We start from the raw sequence: 19,440 nt of genomic DNA, 5'->3' as shown, positions 1-19,440 counted from the left end.
CTGCTGATATGGAGCAGGTTCTTAAGAATAGTTTTGCTAATTCTTATTCGAAAGATCATTCTCCCATGGACTAAGTTCCTATTTCTTTCATTTTATTAATGCATTAAATAATCCAATCAGGCTGGTGCGAAAGCATTTTTTTAGGTATATACTTTTCTTAAGAGGATAGTTCTTGAGGGTAGGGTATGGCTGGAAGTTTTTCTGCTACAAGTCATTGGCGTGATTCAGCACGCAGTGCTCGTTTTTTCATTGTGGATGCTCGGGCAGCATTCCCAATTTTTTTATTTTTAATGCACATTCGAGTGTGGACAGGAATATTAGTGTTAGTTTCCGCTGTATTTTTTGGTATTGTTGAGCATTATGGCTTTACTATCCCTGTATTTTTGAGATGGATTCGCAACATTTTTGCAGGGTCTCTCAAGTCTTCACAACCATGGTGGAGATAAATGGAACGAGATATTAGCAAGTGCATGGTCGTCATTGCGGCAGCGTTGAACGCCAAATTTTACCTGAATGATCGGTTTGTAGGGTATGAGGAAGTGTTTTCTGATACGGGCTTATTACCAGCAATCGCAAAAAGAGCAGATCAATTATGTTCTCTTTGTCTGGGGTATGGGTTAGGTGTTACATTTGATGAAACTGAAGGCGCATTATTGGGTATTCGAGTAGTGTTTGATGAAGTTACACCCAATGTGCTGCGTTTATTATGTATGACTGATGTGGTAAACGAATTAATTCAAGGTGGACCTAGTCGAGACTATACTCCTATGGATGAGTTAATGTACGACTAAATAGTGTATTTATTTTTTGTAAAGAATTCGAAAGTTATTCAGAAAGCAGGTATCGTCAACAATTGAATTTGTTACACTGGTTACATAAAGCAATAAATTTGTGGGAGTTATCAAATGGCTGATGCACGTGATCGAAATCTTAAATATGGAGATAATAGATACGGATTTCATTTATCTCCTGCCGAACAAAAAGCGGGCGTATCTCTTGAGTTCGTTCATTCTCAAGTCGTTGTTCCAGTAAACAATCTTGTGGGCAAAACGAATCAGGCATCTAACTTGCGATCAAACGATGCAGCATATTGTTTAGCCGTTGAAGTGTTACAAAACTGCAGCGTAGCTATTCAAAATAGTTTGGATAATAATATTGCCAGACAACCTGACGCTGAGCATATTGAATCGCTCTATAATACTCGGACTTTTTAAGGTTTATTATAGCTATGCTGACATCGATTTTGGCAAATGCTGTTATACTTCTTATTAATGCCTATTAATTTGGGTGCTCTACCCTAAGATGTTATGAAAGATAGACTCTCTGATGAACAAAATGAAGCCATACTAAACGCTTTGAACGAGGCCATAGAAAAGGGCCCTTGGGAACAATCCAATTTTCTAAAAGTCGTTGGCAAAAATTTAATTGAAATTCGTGATGGCTTCTTAAATCAATTGGGCGCTAGCAGCCATGCTCAGTTAAAAGCGGAGTCGCATTTAGCCAACCGTATTGCTTTGAGAAGTGGGCAACAGGAGATTTTTATTTCACTGTATTCCTCTGACGGGACAAACATGCAGTCTTGGGAGAAAATTATTGTCAATCTGCCCAGACAAATGATTTCGCGACCCATTTATGCCGATGAGGCTGATGTAAAAGCAATACTTAAAACTAAAGAAAACAAACAAAATGAAAGTTATGTTGGTATTTATATCAATCAATCTGATATTTTACCCCTTTCTTCAGACAAAGCGCCTGTAGATAAGCTAGGAACAATTCTGCTCAGCTTAAAAGATAAAACCTTGAATCTGGATAATATCAGTCGTTTTGTGCATCTCACGGGAGTCTATAAATACGAACGTGGACGGTTGATTAAAACAACATAACAGATACTCAGATGGTTGCTGAAACAGGTTGAAAACAATCGTAAATGATTTTCAATGGGGCTGTTTGATTTAAATATTTTATTACTAGATTTCATATTTTGGTCTATCTAGTTAGAAAATATCGCAAATTTGCCTCAGAGCAGTATATACTTGAATTAAATAACCTTAAGAAAAGTTTGCATCAATGGCTCAGCAACAACAGCAATCGGGTTCAGACAATGGGATGGCACCAGTATGGATTATCGTACTGTTGTTCATCACAGGTTTTTTTATTTGGAAATTTGGACATCAGCATATTGTCAGTTTCGTTTTTCAAATAAATATTTGGCAGGCCAAGCTGGTTAATTTATTTATTAATAATCAGTCATTAGCTAACCAGATTTATCTTATGGAAACTGTCGATCCCAAAACAATAGAATGGCACGTCTTAGTTGAAATGACAGGAAATGTTGGTGATTTCATGCGTTACCCTGTTGTTTTTGTTTTATTGGTGCTCGCGGTTTTGCTCTATCGTTCAAATATTACTTTAAAATTCCGCAGGGCTCATGATATGAAGACCTTGAGGGCACAGGAGCAATTCAACTGGCCTGCAATTATGCCAATCGTTAAAGAAGATTTAGTGAGCCAGGATGTGAATAAAGGGCCTTGGGCTATGGCTTTGACTCCAATGGAGTTTGCTCGTAAGTATAATTTATTGAGAAAAGATGATGCGTTATTAGACAACCCTCTTCCCGGGCAAGAGATGACGGCAGGAATTCGAAAAGGGGATGCCAAGCGTGTATTCACTATGCAGCTGGGACCTTATTGGGATGGGTTCGAGCGCTGTACTCCCCAGGCTTATGCGATGGCTGGCGTTTTTCTTGCGCGAATAAATCGAGACAGGGATGCCGCTAATCATATTTTAAAGGTACTGGATGCTACTTTTGTTGCCGGGAAACCCGATTTTTCAGTGGCTAAACCGATAATCAAAAAATATCAAAACTCTGAAATTGTTCAGGAAGTTATTTCTAAACATGCTTATATGCTTACGGTCTTGGCGTCATTACTTGAAGCTGCGAGGGATGACGGAGTTGTGCCCAGTTCAGAATTTCTTTGGCTAAAGCCCATAGACCGACGATTATGGTATATGCTTAATTGTGTAGGCAGACAAACTCCTTATTCAGAAGTTGGTGGCCCGTTTGCCCATTGGAAAGCAGAAAAAGTGATGGGACGCCGTTCTTTAGTACCTATGATTGATGAAGCAATAAGGGCTTTAGAAATCGCGATTAAAGAAATTAAATTAACACCTCGTCAAATGGGAGAATTAGAGCCATGATGCGCGGTATTGATACACGAAATGAGTTGGATCCAACCCTACTTTTAAGGGATACGCGAACTATAACCCAGCGAATAGCAGATTTTTTTGCTGATCCTACCAATATTTCGATTTTATTATTTGCCTTGGCGGCTGCGTCATACTATTTTTCTCAGGTTGCCACCTTATTGATGCTTCTGGGGGCGCTTTGCTTTCTCTATAGTTATACTCGCAAGCAAAAACTACCGTTTCGACTTCCACAAATTGCTCGCGTGAAAGATTATAACGATCTGAAGCCTGGAATTAATAAACCCAATATTGCCCGTGGAATTGCTTTTTTTGGTAATGATCGTAAAACAGGTGAAGAGCTCTGGTTTGCCAATGATGACATGCGTACTCATGCTTTAATTTTTGGTTCAACCGGTAGTGGTAAAACAGAAGCCTTGGTTTCTCTAGCCTACAATGCCCTGGTTCAGGGAAGCGGATTTATCTATGTTGATGGGAAAGGGGATAACTCTCTTTATGCGAAAGTTTTTTCTATGGTTCGCAGCATGGGACGCGAAGATGATTTGTTACTCATTAATTTTATGACTGGTGCCCGAGATATTGTGGGGCCACAGGAACGACGGTTATCTAACACCTTGAATCCATTTTGTCAGGGTTCATCCAGTATGCTCACCCAATTGGTGGTCAGTTTGATGGGGGGCTCCGGCCAGTCTTCAGATGGTGATATGTGGAAGGGGCGGGCAATTGCTTTCGTTGAAGCTCTTATGCGTTTATTGGTTTACATGCGTGACGATGGGGCAATTCTGTTGGATGCAAACTCGATTCGTAACTATTTTGATTTACAACGCCTGGAATCGATTGTCATTGATAAAATTTTCCCACGGGATGACCAAGAAGGCGTGAATATTGAGCAAATCCCTAAATTAGTAACCGATCCATTAAGAAACTATTTAAATACATTACCAGGATATAACAAAGAGAAAAAAGGCAAGCAGGTATCTCAAGTACTGGAACAGCATGGTTTTATTACCATGCAGTTGGTAAGAAGTTTCTCATCATTAGCAGATACTTATGGGCACATTATCCGAACAAACCTTGCAGAAGTTGATTTTAAGGACGTTGTATTAAATCGACGAATCTTGGTGGTCTTGTTACCTGCTTTGGAAAAATCTCCTGACGAATTATCGAACCTGGGTAAAATTATAGTATCCTCATTAAAAGCCATGATGGCCGCAGGTCTGGGGGAAGAAGTTGAAGGGGATTATCGGGATGTTATTTTAAGAAAACCAACAAATGCTCCTACTCCGTATATGTGTATTCTTGATGAGTACGGTTATTACGCGGTTCAAGGCTTCGCTGTGGTGCCTGCTCAGGCACGTTCATTAGGGTTCTCCGCGATATTTGCGGGTCAGGATTTACCTGCATTCCAAAAAGCATCAAAAGAAGAGGCTGCATCAATCGGTGCAAACACGAACATTAAAATTTGTATGAAGCTTGAAGATCCGACAGAAACCTGGGATTTCTTTACAAAAACGGCAGGTGAGGCCTATGTAACAAAAGTTGATTCATTTCAAACGAAAGATTCTGGCATCACTAATAGTTATATGGATACGAAAAGTTCTTCATTTGAAAAAAGATCTCGTGTTGATTTGTTGGATTTGAAAGAACAAACAGAGGGTGAAGCACATATCTTTTTCAAGTCAAAAATTGTTCGCGCTCGCATGTTTTACGCTAATCCCAAACCAGTGAAACAGCTCAAAATTAATCAGTTCTTGAAAGTCGAACCGCCACCAGATGATTATTTGGTTAAATTACAAAAACAATTATCGTCTTTCCAACGGATATTGAATAGCGGTGATTTAAGCATTAGTAAAGAAGTTGAAAATGAAGAAATTACCTTGATAACCAAAGCACTCAGAGAATCAAATATTGAGGAGCCTATTGAGCGAAGTGTTGCCGCATTTATTGCCTTTCATGGTCACAATGAGCCTGAACCAGTAGAGGATATTATCGAAGAGGAAGTTGAAGGGGCGTTAACAATATTCAGCGGGCTGAGAGTTAATGCGAATGCACCGCCTGTTTTGGCTAATGATAAATCAGCATTTTCAGAGCCGTTGTTGCCGATTAACGAAACTCGAAATCAAATGATGATGATTGAGCGGTTAGCTGGTGCAAAGGATAAGTATGCAGGTACTGTCGCTAATGAGCTCATCAAAGACTTCCAATTAGCTACAAGTTATCCACCTGAGGAACTAGATGTCATCGATTCTCAAGAACTTACTGATGTAGTAAGAACTTTATCTTCACGAATCTCAATGGAACGCGAGAAAGCGAGGCTAAAAAGTGAAGAAGATTTAACTTAAATCAGAGCATTCATCTGCCCCATATTTATTATACGAATGAAACAAAACACTGTAACCTCGGAAACAGTGTTTTTTATTTTATCGGTAACTGGCCACAATAGAGTCTGGTAATTTATGCTTTAGTGCCCTTTGCGCCATAATCCATCTCATATTGAGTTTAATCTTTTCAATGTTGATGAAAAAAACACCATATATTTCGTGCAGTTCAAATAATTTTTTTAAAAAAATAGCAATTTTATTAAATTCATTGTAACGTAATGATTTGTATGTTTTTATTATCAATTGGCTAGTAAAGATAGTTAGACATAAATAACACAATAAGTCTATTTTCAAAAATGGGGATAACGGGTGAGATCAGTGCTTGTTAACTACATCATTATCATGATTCGAGTCATCGGGTTGATTATCTTACTTTTAGTAAGTGCATGTCATCGTTCGAATTATATTCCGGATGACGAGGATCCCAAGCTGCCGTGTAAGGTACAGGGAGCCTGTGATGCAACAATTATGAAATTCATCACCAAATTTAATCGAAGCGGAATTAAAGCGGTTACTATTGGCCAGGATTATATGATCAGCATACCAGCAAGTTTATTGTTTGAGGATCAATCACCCCATTTAAAATGGTCTTCTTATGGTGTATTAAACGACGTTGCTATATTTTTAAAACAGTTTAGAAAAGTAGCCGTAAGTGTTACCAGTTTCAGTAGTAAATACGTATCCGTACAAAGAGAAAGAGCATTAACTTTAGCAAGATCACGTGTTGTTGGTGAATATCTATGGACTCAAGGTATTGACAGCCGTTTTATCTTTACACAAGGGCTCGGTAGTGATAAACCTATAACCACCTATCTTCAGGGAGGAGATAACTCTCCTAATGCCCGTGTAGAAATAACATTCAGAAATGCGGTGGTTAATTGAGGAAGTTATGAGTCGAGAATCGTGGTTGTTAATAAGACAGAACAAGAATTTTAATGTTAATATTTATCGACGAGGGTTGGTGGCCTTAATTCTTTCTCTTATTTTAAGTGGTATTATAGGTGCATACATTTTTTATATATACATCAATTTACCTGAGAGAGATTACTATGCAACAAGTGGGGTAACTCCTCCTGTAAAGCTGAAGTCGATGCCGACGGCAAATGAATCATCTGAACCTTTATTGGAACCTGATCCGCCAACAGATGATGTACCACGGGTTATACCGCAATAAGTAGAGGATATTATGGCTGAAGATGCCTTAACGGTAGTTGCACTAAGAAATCAGTTTTATAAAGATAGCCAGCGCAAGGTCATATTTGCGCTTCTGATTGCTATTGTGGTCAACATCATCCTGGCTTCACTGCTGGTTTATATGATAACGCACCCTCCTGCTCCTAAATATTTTGCGACCACAATAAATGGACGTATTACCCCCTTATTTCCATTAAATGAACCTAATCAGTCAGACTCTGCGGTATTACAGTGGGCTAACCAGGCGGCTATCGCGGCATTTACTTATAATTTCGTAAATTACAGGGATGAACTACAAGCATCTTCAGGATTTTTTACTGCAGATGGCTGGGATCAATTTCTTAGTGCATTACAGTCCTCAAATAACCTTGACGCGGTAAAAGCCAAAAAATTGATTGTTTCAGCAGTAGCAACTCGTGCACCAATAATTTTGCAAAAAGGGGTGTTAAATGGCCAATTTTCCTGGCGAGTGCAAATGCCTATTCTGGTTACTTATCAAAGTGCGAGTGAATTTACGCAACAAAATAACGTTGTAACCATGCTGATTACTCGAGTTTCTACTTTAAATTCGCCCCGAGGAATTGGTATATCACAATTTGTAGTTGGACCTGCCAGTGGTGGGGTTAATTAATGATGAAAAAAATAGAGTCACGGTTAAAAAATTGTTTAACAGTTGGCATGATGTGTTTCATCTCATTTGGAGCCTTTGCTGCTGGCAAAGATGATGATGCGCAACAGGCTTTGCAACAACTAAGGTTATTGCAACAGAAATTATCACAAAACCCTGGACAGGACAGCCAAACTTTAGCGTCGGGAATAACTAGCGTGATTCCTGGTGCGGCAGTTACTCCTGCAACACCAAATGTCGCGCAAAATAATGCAGCTCCTGATTCTTCTCCGAAGAGTACAAAGGCACAAAATGCATCAGGGGGAGATAATCAGGTCATAAGTCAAAATGAAACTGAAATAATTGATAATAAGGCATTCAAGGATATGGTTCGTAGTCTATATCCTTTAAGTCCAGAACAAATCGTTCGTTTAAAACAAATTTATCAGACTAATGAATATGCGCAGGCATCAACACCTGGAACGCCACCAAAGCCAACAGCAACATCTCAATTCGTCAATTTATCACCAGGTTCTACTCCTCCAGTGATTAGATTATCACAGGGATTTGTTTCTTCTTTAGTCTTTTTAGATTCGACAGGGGCTCCTTGGCCAATATCCGCTTATGATCTGGGTGATCCTGGGGCATTTAATATTCAATGGGATAAAACCAGCAATACATTAATGATCCAGGCGATGAAGTTATATAACTACGGTAATTTGGCTGTGCGCTTGAGAGGATTGAATACTCCGGTGATGTTGACATTAATTCCAGGCCAAAAAGCAGTAGATTATCGTGTTGATCTTCGTGTTCAAGGTTATGGACCAAATGCCAAAAGCATGCCGATGGAGGAAGGTATTCCTCCTTCAGCAAGCGACATTCTGCTTCATGTTCTTGATGGTGTTCCCCCAGCTGGAAGTTCGCGGTTAGTGGTTAGTGGAGGAGATGCGCGTGCGTGGTTATCAAATGATAAGATGTATGTTCGAACCAATCTCACTATATTGTCACCGGGCTGGTTAGCAAGTATGACCAGTGCAGATGGAACGCATGCATATGAAATGCAAAAATCTCCGGTGTTGTTAGTATCCTGGCATGGTAAAGTCATGCAGCTCAAGGTGGAAGGGTTATAAGCAAATGGCAAGCAGAAAAGAAAATATCAAGTCACTGTTTTCCAATACTCGAACTCGAGTGATTATCATTTTTACGTTAGTACTGTTAGTAGTAGCTATCGCAATAGGGTATATAAAATTAAGAAACTCGACACAACCGCTGTCTTCATCTGAAGTAACCACGACCCCAGGCATTAGATCTATTCCCGGCGTGCTTGATCCTACGGCGCAATATGCCAAATTACAAGAAGAGCAGAATATCACTCAGGCTGAGCAAGCGAAAACCACTGGGGGCAGTGCTATTCCTACAATTATTCGTACCCAAGCACTCGGGCAAGGCGTTGGTGTTATTGGTGCTCAAAACGGACAAGGCGGAGTGGGTTTTAGCGCTTTAGCCAGAGAGGATGATGAAGGGTCCCAAAGAAGTCTCTGGATACAAGATTTACAAAATGGAAGCTGCAGCAAAGCGATTATTGCCAAGGTTGTCAATCAAGGAGCCCAAATAACTGATTTAAAATCTGCCTGTACTTGCGTGCAATTAAAAGATAGCGGTTATGTTCTTCGTGACCTGGAACAGGTTTGTGAGTGTAAGGAATTGAGAGCTGCTGGATATAATGCCAGACAACTTAAAGATATAGGGTATAGTGCTGAACGATTAAGGCTTTGTGGGTTTGATGCTTGTGAATTACGTAATGCTGGTTTTACCGCTCAGGAAATGAAAGATGGTGGTTTTTCTGATGGTGAATTAAAAGGAGCGGGCTTTTCTGAAGATGAAATTGCTAAAGCCAGTGGTTTGCCAGATGGAATGACTGCTGATGATGTCAGAAAAGAAGGCTGTGGTGTTGCCGCACTAACCAAATTACGAAAAGCGGGTGTCTCGGCATCAGCAATAAGAAAAATTACTGGGTGCTCTGCTGAGCAAATGAAAGCCGCAGGTTTTACGGCAAAAGAATTAAAAGATGCTGGATTTAGCGCTGCAGATTTAAAAAAGGCCGGTTTTTCGGCTGATGAGCTCAAAGCAGCAGGCTTCACTGCGCGCGATTTATTAAATGCCGGATTTACTCCGCAAGAACTGGCGAAGGCCGGTTTCTCCGCTGCTCAAATCAAAGCAGCAGGTGCTGAACTTCCGCCTGGAATCACACCGAATGATATTAAAAATGCAGGATGTGATGTTGATGTCTTAAAAAAACAACGAGCAGCTGGTGTAAGTGCTGCTTTGATCAAGCAATATGCTGGTTGTAGCGCTCAGGCGTTGAAGGCCGCTGGTTTTACGGATGAGGAATTGGTAAATGCTGGATTTACACCTCAGGAGATTAGCGCTGCAAATCCATTATCTGACGCAGATGTTAAGGCTGCAGGTTGTGATCCTGCTAAATTGAAAAAACTGCTTGCTGCTGGTGTATCCGCTAAACGTATTAAAGAGTTAAACGGATGTAGTGCACAAGCTTTAAAAAATGCGGGTTTTGATGTCCAATCATTGATAGATGCAGGGTTTACTCCGACAGAATTATTAGCGGCTGGATTTACACAAAAACAATTACAAGATGCTGGATTAAGTCCTGCTGCAATTATCGCCAGTGGAAGAACTGCGGATTGTAGTGTGGAATCATTAAAAAAAGCCAGAGCAGCAGGGGTGAGTGCACTTACAATCAAGAAAACACTAGGTTGCTCAGCGCAGGCATTAAAAGATGCCGGATACTCTGCTAAAGAATTAAAGGATGCAGGATTCACCGCCGCGGAACTTAAAGCCGCGGGCTTTAGTGCTAATGATTTGAAAAATGCAGGCTTTAGTGCCAAGGAGCTGCGTGATGCTGGTTTTTCGGCACAGGACTTAAAAGCCGCTGGTTTTAGCGCCAAGGATCTCAAGGACGCTGGTTTTAGTGCCGCTGACTTGAAAAAGGCTGGTTTTTCTGCGGCCCAACTTAAAGCTGCAGGGTACAGTGCTAAAGACTTAAAAGATGCTGGATTTTCGGCTGCAGAACTTAAAGCTGCGGGCTTTACTGCTAAAGATCTTAAGGATGCTGGGTTTTCCGCATCAGATTTGAAGAATGCAGGGTTTAGTGCTAAAGATTTGAAAGACGCAGGATTTTCTGCATCTGAATTAAAAAATGCAGGCTATGGTGCCGCTGAGCTTAAAAATGCGGGTTACAGTGCTGCCGAGCTAAAAGAGGCGGGCTTTACTTCTGCCCAATTGCAAGCAGCTGGATTTTCCGCAGCTGAATCTAGTATTGCCGGCCTGCAAGAGCCTAATGCACCACAAAATTTGTCTACTATGACAGGAGTACCTGGTTTCCCTGGAAATCAGCAGGCTCCTTCTAACGCAGCAACAAGTAATGATCAGCTACAGGCAATATTAAGCAAGCAAAATCAGCAAATGGCAGAACAAAAATACCAACAAAAAATACAACAAAGAACATCAGATATGCTTAGCGCTGCGAATCAAGCAGTTCAGAGCTGGAAGGCCGTTAGTACTCAGGCTTATGTTGCAAGCACCGTTGAAGAGAAGGCTGATGCGGCTGCAAGTGCTATTGCTCCTTCCGGAACGAGTATGAATGCAGCTCAAGGACAACAGCCTGCAAAAGATATACCTAAAAAAGCGATAATTAAAACTGGGGACATCGTGTTTGCAGTAATGGATACTTCTGTAAACAGTGATGAGCCTGGCCCTATTCTGGCGACTATTGTATCGGGTAAATTGAAAGGTGCAAAACTTATCGGTAGTTTTAATTTACCTGCTAATGCCAACAAAATGATTATTACGTTCAATACTATGTCTGTCCCTGGTGCTGCAAAAACCACATCTATCTCTGCTTTTGCAATTGACCCCAATACAGCCAGGACCGCGTTATCAAGTAGAACGGATCATCATTATTTGATGCGGTACGGCTCATTGTTCGCCTCATCATTTATTGAAGGATTTGGAAATGCATTTCAGTCAGCTAATACCACGGTAAGTATTGGTGGTACAGGTGGTGGAAATAACATTACTGTTTCAAATGGTATTGGCCGATCCACTTTGGAAAATGCGGTCATTGGCCTGGCAACAGTAGGTAAAAGCTGGGGACAACAGGCGCAACAATTATTTAATACACCTACCACTGTTGAAGTGTTTTCAGGAACTGGCTTAGGTATTTTATTTACACAAGACATAACAACTATTTAACTTGATGGCAGAAAATAATGGCAGAACATGATCAAGATAATGATGAGTATCGATTTGCAGAGTTAGACTCTATGGATAGTGATCCAATGGGTGATTCAAATTTGGGGCAAAATAACAGTTTTTCTTCTGGACAAAAGCAAATGACAGAAAAGAAAGATATTAAACGTAATGCATTAATTGCAGTAGGTTTAGTTATTTTTGCCATGGTGATGTATAAATTTATCGGATATATGTTTTTTTCAGAAAGTACCGAAGCCGTACCATCAAAAGCAAATGTGCCGCCCATTACTCAGGTTACTCCTCAACCTGTGCCAACAACAGTTACTCCAGTACCTGTACAGCCAATACAACAAACGCAGCAAGTCATTTCGCAAGCTGATCCGGAAATAGCAAATAAAGTATCTGCTATTGAAATGTCGCAACAGAATCTGCGTTCAGAATTGAGTGCTCTTAGCGAACAGGTTACAGTGATTAATAACAACATCAATAATTTGAATAATCAAATAGCAAATCTCAATCAAGTGATAGGAACATTGTCAAACCAAATGGCGAAACAATCAGAAGTGATTAGCGTTTTGATAACCCGTACCCAGCAGCCAAAAAAAATTACACCAGTTGCCCGTTATGTTCCGCAACGGGTTATATATAACATTCAAGCAGTAATTCCTGGTCGCGCATGGCTAATTGGTTCAAATGGTTCTACAATTACAGTAAGAGAAGGGACGAAAGTTGCAGGATATGGAGTTGTTAAATTAATCGACTCAATGCAGGGTCGTGTTTTAACTAGCTCCGGGCAAGTAATTAGGTTTAGTCAAAACGATAGTTGAGGCACATATGGCTACGACTTGTACTGGTGGTACCGTTTCATGTTGGATAGCAAGTCAGGCTGAAATTCTAAACCGGCTTGCTGAATCACTGGCTCCTGTTGAACGTTTAATAACAGGTGGAGCATATGTCATTGGATGTGCTTTTTTATTTAAGGCCATTTATAGTTTGAAGATATACGGTGAAGCCAGGACTATGATGTCGAATAGTGCCAGTGTAAAAGAACCTATTATGTATTTAATGGTTGGGGCAATATTAATTTATTTTCCAACCGGATTTAAAACGTTTATGATGTCCACTTTTGGATATCAGAATCCACTGCAATATGCACCTGTGAACAGCAGTAATCAAGCACTTGATACTCTCTTTGGCAGCGGCAGTGTGGTGGGCAGACCACTTGCTATGTTAATTCAAGTAGTCGGTCTGATTGCGTTTGTCAGGGGATGGGTATTAATTGCTCGTTCTGCATCACAAGGACAACCTCCAGGTGGAACGGGTAAAGGTTTGATTCATGTTTTTGGGGGGATTTTGGCAATCAATATTGTCGGTACTATTAATATGATTAATAATACTTTATATGGTCCAGGTTAGGCTAATTTAAATTAGGAGAGAAAAGTGAACAGTAAAATTATAAATAAATCGGGCTATAGATATTGGTTAACGAGCGTGGCTTGTTTTTGTTTTCTTGCTTTAATAAGCCAGCACGCTGCGGCTGCGGGCACTATCGGGGATATGGCTTCGACAATTGCAAATTCATTTACTAACTTGGCAAAACTTATTACGGCCGGTTCTTATTTGGCTGGTTTGGGTTTTTCTATTGGGGCAATTATGAAGTTTAAGCAGCATAAAGATAACCCAACTCAAATTCCAATTGGAACACCAATTGCACTTGTCTTTATTGCCGCTGCTTTATTATTTCTGCCCTCCATCTTAGGAATGACTGGTCAGACTATGTTTGGTGAAGCCGGTGAGACTGCTGGTCCTAAAGGTACAGTATTTAAGTAATATAGTGGCTTGTTGAGAATAAATTAAATTGGGTAGAGCACATACTTTACCCAATTTAGTTGTTTATATCAGTCGCAATAAAGTAATTTTTTGACTTATATTTACTATACAGGTGTCTTGGTTCCGATAATCATGGTGTACTATCCATAGATTTAAAGACAGGCACTAGAGTTGTTAATCAAGTTAATGTGAGCCGAGGATATGGCGGGTAATCAAGAACGCTGCGAATTAAAATTAATTGCTACACCAGGTTCCTGGCGCTTATATTCAGCCAGAAAAATTGATGAGCGATTCCGAGCTTATGAGCAAAAAGTATTTACACGAGATCGTTATACCTGTCAGTTTTGCGGATTCCAAGCACGACTGTTTCAAGAAATAGTTAACCTCGATAATGATTATACGAATAATAGGCTATCAAATCTGGTTACATCATGCTGTTTTTGCGCACAATGCTTCTTCATCGAATCAGTCGGTGTAGGGGGGTATGGTGGTGGTACGTTAATCTATCTTCCTGAGTTAAGCCAGTCTGAATTGAATAGTTTATGCCACGTTTTATTTTGTGCCATTACCAATGATACAGGCTATAAATCAAGTGCACAAAATATATATCGAAGTTTTAAATTTCGTTCACAAATTGTAGAAGAGAAGTTTGGTGAGGGTACTAGTGATCCGGCTATATTCGGGCAACTGATGATTGATTCTGGTGTAACAAACAAAGAGATAGGCGGTCAGCTTTTGAAAAATGTATGCTTACTTCCTTCAAGAGCTAAATTTCGAAAACAAATCGAAAAATGGGCATCAAGTGCCTTAGCTGAAATTGCTGAATAATAATTAAGTCTGGATCACATGGCTGATGTTTGCTTGTATCGCAAAAGCTGTCAATTAAATAAAAGTGGGGAAAGGGATGGCAAAATGGTCTGAGTCGTTTTTTGAAGGTATAGATACCTTCTTTGCCTGGTTGAGCACGTCTCTTAAACAAACGACAGAGTCGTATGTAGATTTGGAAACAGCAGACAGTTCTACTGTGCTGGTAAACCATGACGGCTCTTTATTATCTGTAATTGAAGTTGAAGGTGTGACTGCTTTAGCAGGGGCTGAAGAGTTTGAACATTTAGTTGCTGGATTAAATAATGCTTTTCAGGCCGCAATGGGGAGGCCTGGACATGCACTCCAGGTTTACTTTAGTCATGATAAGCAGAATATTAAAAAAGTTATTGAGGATATTTATGATCCTGCAGAAGCAACAGCGAAACGGCTTGAACTGAATCTAGGCGATTTATTTGAAGAGCGTGTCGATTATTTATCCCAATATTGTGCAGAAGAACGCGTATATTTTGTATTAATCACACGTCCTTTTAATTTGACTAATGAACAATTAAAAATATCAGCTAAAGCTAAAAGCAAATTTATTAAAGACAATAAAATTCCTCCTTTCAAAAATTCACAAACGATTTTTGCTGCAGTTCCTGAGTTGCGCGATACACATGATGCTTATGTTCGTTCTATCCTTAATGATTTTGATGCCTTACGAATTTTTTCACGACTACTCGATGTTCATGAGGCCGTTCATGCAATCCGTATGACAGCCGATCCCGATTATACTGCGGATAATTGGCGAGCCACTTTGCCTGGAGATAAATTACCGGTACGAGAAATAAATAATTTTGAAGGTGATCCTTCTGACTTATTATGGCCTTCGTTAGCAAAACAGGTTATTCCGCGTGATGCAGAAGTCCTTGATTTACGGACAGTCCGTGTTGGTGACAAGATTTATGCTTCAACCTATATTGATTTATTTCCTAAGGACGTCAGGCCATTTATTACGTTATTTTCTCGTATTCTTCCTTCGCATGTTCCCTGGAAAATTTCTTTTTTAATTGAAAGTGAAGGATTAAGTACCATTAAACTTAAAGGCTTGTTGTCGGCAATATTAAGTTTTAGTTCAGCACAAAACAGATTAATAAGTGATTCAGTTAACTTGTTAAAATATTTACAACTTAATACTGATGAAGCAATTGTTCGCTTGAGGGTTGTTGCTACAACATGGGCATACGAAGGAAATCTTCCTTTATTGAGGCGGAGAAGCTCTGAATTAGTTAAAGCGATTCAGGGCTGGGGGTCAACCGATGTTTCTGAAATTTGTGGTGATCCCTTTGCCGGTTTTGTATCTACCATGTTGGCGGCTACAATGAACAGTACGGCAGTGCCTACAGTTGCTCCATTATCCAGTGTTATATCAATGTTACCTATAACACGACCAGCCTCTCCATGGAAGCATGGTGCCTTGCTGTTCCGATCTCCCGATGGCAAGCCATGGCCATTTCAACCGGGGTCAACAGAGCAAACTACTTGGATTGATCTGGTTTATGCTCGCCCTGGTTCGGGTAAATCTGTATTATCCAACGCCCTGAATTTGGCTTTATGCTTATCTGGTGGATTAACACGTTTACCCAGAATAGCGATTATTGACATCGGGCCATCAAGTAGTGGGTTAATTTCATTATTGAAGGAAGCCTTACCCGCATCCAAGCGTCATTTAGTCGCCTATCATCGATTGAGAATGACTCCTGAGTATTCGATAAACCCATTTGATACACAACTAGGATGTCGCTATCCAACGGCATTAGAACGCTCATTTTTAGTTAATTTTATGACTTTATTAACTACTCCATTGGGAGCATTAAAACCTTATGACGGTATGCCTGATTTAGCCGGTATGGTGGTTGATGAGCTCTTTAAAAGCATGGCTGATGAGTTTAATCCCACTCCTTATGCTCCAGGAGTCGAAGAGTTTATAGACAGCATTCTTGAAGAAATTGGATTTGTTCGTGATTCTAAATCAACCTGGTGGGAAGTGACGGATTCACTTTATTCTGCAGGGTTTACACATGAGGCCATGCTGGCCCAACGTTATGCGATGCCTTTGTTGGCTGATGCTGCATCAATTTGTCGTTCATCTTCAATTGAAGACTTATATGAAAAAGTTACTGCGCCTACTGGTGAATCATTAATTAATGCGTTTTCACGCATGATCTCTTCAGCTGTGCGTGAATATCCTATTTTATCTCGAGTGAGCAGTTTTGATATTGGTGACGCCAGAGTTGTTTCGCTAGACCTCGATGAAGTGGCTAAAAGCGGTGGTGATGCAGCGGACAGACAAACAGCTGTCATGTATATGCTTGCGCGTTATGTTCTGGCAAGACATTATTATTTAACTGAAGAAAGCCTTACTAATATTCCAGAGCAGTATAAGGAATACCATAAACAGAGAGTTTTGGAAATTCGAGAAGATCATAAGCGTATTGTTTATGATGAGTTCCACCGCACCTCTAAATCTTCGGCCGTAAGAGAGCAAGTGATTATCGACATGCGGGAAGGGCGTAAATGGAAAGTACAAATTGCCTTGCTGTCGCAGTCTGTCGATGACTTTGATCCTGTAATGATTGATTTTGCTACGGCAATTTATATTATGGATGCTGGTCCTTCTCAGGCTATTGAGAAAACCACCGAAATTTTCGGGCTCTCTGAAACTGCTAAAGTAGCATTACGTAACAGGGTTCATGGTCCACGATTAGGTGGGGCGACATTTCTCGCCCAGTTTGCAACCAAATCTGGTGTCAATGTTCAGTTGCTGACCTTAACGTTAGGTCCTGTAGAATTATGGGCTTTTAGTACTACCGCAGAAGATGCTACTGTTCGAAATCATTTATATCGGCATTTGGGGCCAAGTGAAGCAAGGCGCTTGCTTGCAGCCTTGTTTCCAAACGGTTCTATTGCGAAAGAGCTGGAAGCGCGCCTTGCTACTATGAAGGAACAGATCGGCTTAATTGAAGATGATGAGCGAGAGGGAGCTATTGATCAGCTGGTTTCCGATATTTTAGAAGCTTATGCCAAAGATCCCTATATCAAATCATTACCCGCTAAAATTAATTAGAGGTTATTGATAGTTCCGTTTAGAGTGCCACCGTGCTTTGCTGTATTCGCGGCATCATGAACCTCGTCCCACAAGATGTGGGACGTAGGTTGCAATATCAACAGCTCCTGCCTGAGAATAAATTTATTTCTTCTGGTTTATGTCTCTATATCCCTTCGCAAAAAATCAGGGAATCATGGTTTGATATATATTATTATTTAAATACTTATCAATAAATGGTACAGTTTCTACGCGAAGCTCCATCATCTCAACACCAATGATGTTTACTTGAGCTCTTGTGCAAATTAAGGACTATCATGTATCGAAAAAGCAAGACTATTTTATGGAACAAAATAACAATTGGACTATTCTTGGCATTAACCGCCTTAATGGCTCAGGCAGGTGGCCCATTATGGAGTTTTACTCCTCTAACCGAAACAGACATCGTTGTTGCTGGAAACGGTATTGCAAGAGTGGCGTACTTTATTAAGAATAACTCCAGTAGAGAAAAAACATTGGTGATGCTACATCGCGACGGGGTTCAGCAGATGGCTCCTTGTAAATTAGGTCCCGCAGGACAGCCCAATGATACCTGCCTTTTAAGGCTGACTGTTCATGGGAATCAGGTGCCTGGTCGGGGTATTGAGGGCTTGGACATGTGTCAAGCCAACGCTGATGGTAGCCCAAATCCTAACCAATGTTACCATCCTGCTGAAAATAATCTGAAGATAAAGGTCGATGGGGTAATTATTGCTACGCCCGCAGGATTAACTTTTCCTGTCAGCAATAGCGGTACCATCACTATTCATCAGGCCGGTACGAGTCAGCCATTACATAATATCAGAGCCATAATTCCTGCTGGAAGTGCTATTAATGTGAGCAATAATTGCCCTGCAATATTGGAGCCAGGTGCGTCATGTACGATGAATTTTACCAGTCCAATACCTGAAGGCCCAACTGCCATAGCTATTACTGGCATAAACACTAATAGTTTTACCATTAATGTGACCGCTACCTCCTCAAACACTGCTTCATTCGCTGTGGGCTATAGTAGTTATACTTTAGCGGCCAAGGATATTTTAACGCGAGAGCGGGGGGTAACTGAACAAAGCTGTGCCGATCAGCACAGTACGTGGGATCCGGTGAATCAATTGTGTATATCAAGTTCTCGAACTATTAGTATACATAATTCTGGTCCAGCTACTGCGGAAAACGTGACCTATACCATATCACCACCTCTTCCCAGTGGTACTACTGTAACTCCAGCCAGTTGCGGTGATATTGCACCGAATACTTCTTGCGCGTTAACTGTTACCCCGGGTACTACACCGACAACCTCTTCTGCTAGTGAGCCTATTCCCAGCATTTTGACGGCGTCTGGTACTAATACCACCTCACCATTCACGACTTCGATTACAGTGCTAACCTATGGTAATATTTTTGAAGGCGGCTATTTGTTTGAAATTAATAATGGAGGGGCGGTGTCAACACCAACTGTTAATGGTAAAGTTGTGTCCACTATTGACGTGGTTAAAGGTTTGAGATGGGGACCATCTGTTGAGGTTGGAGGCATCGATGACAAAAGCCAGTTTGGACCTAATTCCTGTAATGGTGCTTCCAATGGACAATGTAATACCGCGCGTATTATGAATGCTAACTTAAGTGCCCCAGTTGCTGCAGCCTTTTGTGATTATTATACTGCTCGTATTAATGGTTATGGCTATTATGGCTTTTATTTACCGGCCATTTGTGAAATGGGATTTAATACTTACAATCCGGGTGCTCACTGTGGCACTGCTGCTGAACCCATACAGCAAAACATTCAATCCAATTTGAATGCTTTTCATTTAATGTTTGGTGACTTCTGGAGCTCTACTGAAGGAAGCACTATCATTACTCCCGCTCAAAATTGGGCATGGATGCAATACATTACTCCGATTCCGAACACGGCTTCTCAACAAGAAGTTGAAAAGTCTCGCACTGGTCTGATAAATGTTCGTTGTGTACGGACTTTTCTTGGCTAGCTGATAGGATGTTAA

General features: G+C 40.6%; 17 protein-coding genes. All 17 read left to right on the top strand.

Going from position 1 to position 19,440, the window contains the following annotated elements; genetic code table 11:
* Positions 1–185: 185 nt before the first annotated feature.
* Positions 186–446: an IcmT/TraK family protein gene (icmT, locus tag Q0495_RS12395; RefSeq protein WP_298626821.1), complete on the top strand. Its 261-nt coding sequence runs from the start codon at positions 186–188 to the stop codon at positions 444–446.
* Positions 447–791: a type IV secretion IcmS family protein gene (locus Q0495_RS12390; protein WP_298626819.1), complete on the top strand. Its 345-nt coding sequence runs from the start codon at positions 447–449 to the stop codon at positions 789–791.
* Between the two features lie 114 nt (positions 792–905).
* Positions 906–1,214 carry a hypothetical protein gene (locus Q0495_RS12385; protein WP_298626818.1) on the top strand — a complete coding sequence of 103 codons (309 nt, stop codon included), beginning with the start codon at positions 906–908 and terminating at the stop codon, positions 1,212–1,214.
* A 93-nt stretch (positions 1,215–1,307) separates the two neighbouring features.
* Positions 1,308–1,883 (top strand): Dot/Icm secretion system protein IcmQ, encoded by a 576-nt coding sequence (gene icmQ, locus Q0495_RS12380; protein WP_298626817.1) that lies wholly within the window; start codon positions 1,308–1,310, stop codon positions 1,881–1,883.
* A gap of 184 nt (positions 1,884–2,067) precedes the next feature.
* The gene (gene icmP, locus Q0495_RS12375) at positions 2,068–3,198 is read left to right on the top strand and encodes a type IVB secretion system coupling complex protein DotM/IcmP (protein ID WP_298626815.1); all 1,131 of its coding nucleotides are present in this window, start codon (positions 2,068–2,070) and stop codon (positions 3,196–3,198) included.
* Positions 3,195–5,546 carry a TraM recognition domain-containing protein gene (locus Q0495_RS12370; RefSeq protein ID WP_298626814.1) on the top strand — a complete coding sequence of 784 codons (2,352 nt, stop codon included), beginning with the start codon at positions 3,195–3,197 and terminating at the stop codon, positions 5,544–5,546. Before icmP ends, Q0495_RS12370 begins: the two co-directional genes overlap by 4 nt.
* Before the next feature lie 348 nt (positions 5,547–5,894).
* Entirely contained in the window at positions 5,895–6,467 is a 573-nt protein-coding gene (gene icmN / locus Q0495_RS12365) for a type IVB secretion system protein IcmN/DotK (protein WP_298626812.1), read from the top strand.
* Positions 6,468–6,474: 7 nt separating this feature from the next.
* Positions 6,475–6,759, top strand: a complete 285-nt coding sequence (gene icmM / locus Q0495_RS12360) for a type IVB secretion system protein IcmM/DotJ (RefSeq protein WP_298626810.1) — start codon at positions 6,475–6,477, stop codon at positions 6,757–6,759.
* A 12-nt stretch (positions 6,760–6,771) separates the two neighbouring features.
* A complete protein-coding gene (locus tag Q0495_RS12355) occupies positions 6,772–7,410 on the top strand; it encodes a type IVB secretion system apparatus protein IcmL/DotI (protein ID WP_298626808.1) in 639 nt (212 codons plus the stop codon).
* 2 nt (positions 7,411–7,412) lie between these two features.
* Positions 7,413–8,516 (top strand): DotH/IcmK family type IV secretion protein, encoded by a 1,104-nt coding sequence (locus Q0495_RS12350; RefSeq protein WP_298626825.1) that lies wholly within the window; start codon positions 7,413–7,415, stop codon positions 8,514–8,516.
* Positions 8,517–8,520: 4 nt separating this feature from the next.
* On the top strand, positions 8,521–11,658 hold the full coding sequence (gene dotG, locus Q0495_RS12345; protein ID WP_298626806.1) for a type IVB secretion system protein DotG/IcmE: 3,138 nt from the start codon (positions 8,521–8,523) through the stop codon (positions 11,656–11,658).
* A gap of 14 nt (positions 11,659–11,672) precedes the next feature.
* Positions 11,673–12,485, top strand: coding sequence for a type IVB secretion system protein IcmG/DotF (icmG, locus tag Q0495_RS12340; protein WP_298626823.1), 813 nt, complete (start codon positions 11,673–11,675; stop codon positions 12,483–12,485).
* Between the two features lie 7 nt (positions 12,486–12,492).
* Entirely contained in the window at positions 12,493–13,074 is a 582-nt protein-coding gene (locus tag Q0495_RS12335; RefSeq protein WP_298626804.1) for a type IV secretion protein IcmC, read from the top strand.
* Between the two features lie 24 nt (positions 13,075–13,098).
* Positions 13,099–13,488 (top strand): type IV secretion protein IcmD, encoded by a 390-nt coding sequence (locus Q0495_RS12330; RefSeq protein ID WP_298626801.1) that lies wholly within the window; start codon positions 13,099–13,101, stop codon positions 13,486–13,488.
* Positions 13,489–13,689: 201 nt separating this feature from the next.
* The gene (icmJ, locus tag Q0495_RS12325; RefSeq protein WP_298626799.1) at positions 13,690–14,316 is read left to right on the top strand and encodes a type IVB secretion system protein IcmJDotN; all 627 of its coding nucleotides are present in this window, start codon (positions 13,690–13,692) and stop codon (positions 14,314–14,316) included.
* A 76-nt stretch (positions 14,317–14,392) separates the two neighbouring features.
* Positions 14,393–17,422, top strand: coding sequence for a type IV secretion protein IcmB (locus Q0495_RS12320; protein ID WP_298626798.1), 3,030 nt, complete (start codon positions 14,393–14,395; stop codon positions 17,420–17,422).
* A gap of 296 nt (positions 17,423–17,718) precedes the next feature.
* The gene (locus Q0495_RS12315) at positions 17,719–19,425 is read left to right on the top strand and encodes a hypothetical protein (protein WP_298626796.1); all 1,707 of its coding nucleotides are present in this window, start codon (positions 17,719–17,721) and stop codon (positions 19,423–19,425) included.
* The last annotated feature ends 15 nt before the right edge of the window (positions 19,426–19,440 follow it).

It is taken from the genome of uncultured Legionella sp., from assembly GCF_937871865.1.
GTDB lineage: Bacteria > Pseudomonadota > Gammaproteobacteria > Legionellales > Legionellaceae > Legionella.
The sequence above is the reverse complement of the archived record's forward strand: the minus strand, read 5'-3'. Positions and strand labels throughout refer to the sequence as shown.

Coding starts and splice junctions, on each gene's coding strand:
- Q0495_RS12355 (WP_298626808.1), top strand. CDS start 6,772: ATGGCTGAAGATGCCTTAACGGTAGTTGCACTAAGAAATCAGTTTTAT.
- Q0495_RS12385 (WP_298626818.1), top strand. CDS start 906: ATGGCTGATGCACGTGATCGAAATCTTAAATATGGAGATAATAGATAC.
- Q0495_RS12390 (WP_298626819.1), top strand. CDS start 447: ATGGAACGAGATATTAGCAAGTGCATGGTCGTCATTGCGGCAGCGTTG.
- icmP (WP_298626815.1), top strand. CDS start 2,068: ATGGCTCAGCAACAACAGCAATCGGGTTCAGACAATGGGATGGCACCA.
- icmQ (WP_298626817.1), top strand. CDS start 1,308: ATGAAAGATAGACTCTCTGATGAACAAAATGAAGCCATACTAAACGCT.
- Q0495_RS12315 (WP_298626796.1), top strand. CDS start 17,719: ATGTATCGAAAAAGCAAGACTATTTTATGGAACAAAATAACAATTGGA.
- Q0495_RS12335 (WP_298626804.1), top strand. CDS start 12,493: ATGGCTACGACTTGTACTGGTGGTACCGTTTCATGTTGGATAGCAAGT.
- Q0495_RS12350 (WP_298626825.1), top strand. CDS start 7,413: ATGAAAAAAATAGAGTCACGGTTAAAAAATTGTTTAACAGTTGGCATG.
- Q0495_RS12320 (WP_298626798.1), top strand. CDS start 14,393: ATGGCAAAATGGTCTGAGTCGTTTTTTGAAGGTATAGATACCTTCTTT.
- Q0495_RS12370 (WP_298626814.1), top strand. CDS start 3,195: ATGATGCGCGGTATTGATACACGAAATGAGTTGGATCCAACCCTACTT.
- icmJ (WP_298626799.1), top strand. CDS start 13,690: ATGGCGGGTAATCAAGAACGCTGCGAATTAAAATTAATTGCTACACCA.
- icmM (WP_298626810.1), top strand. CDS start 6,475: ATGAGTCGAGAATCGTGGTTGTTAATAAGACAGAACAAGAATTTTAAT.
- dotG (WP_298626806.1), top strand. CDS start 8,521: ATGGCAAGCAGAAAAGAAAATATCAAGTCACTGTTTTCCAATACTCGA.
- icmT (WP_298626821.1), top strand. CDS start 186: ATGGCTGGAAGTTTTTCTGCTACAAGTCATTGGCGTGATTCAGCACGC.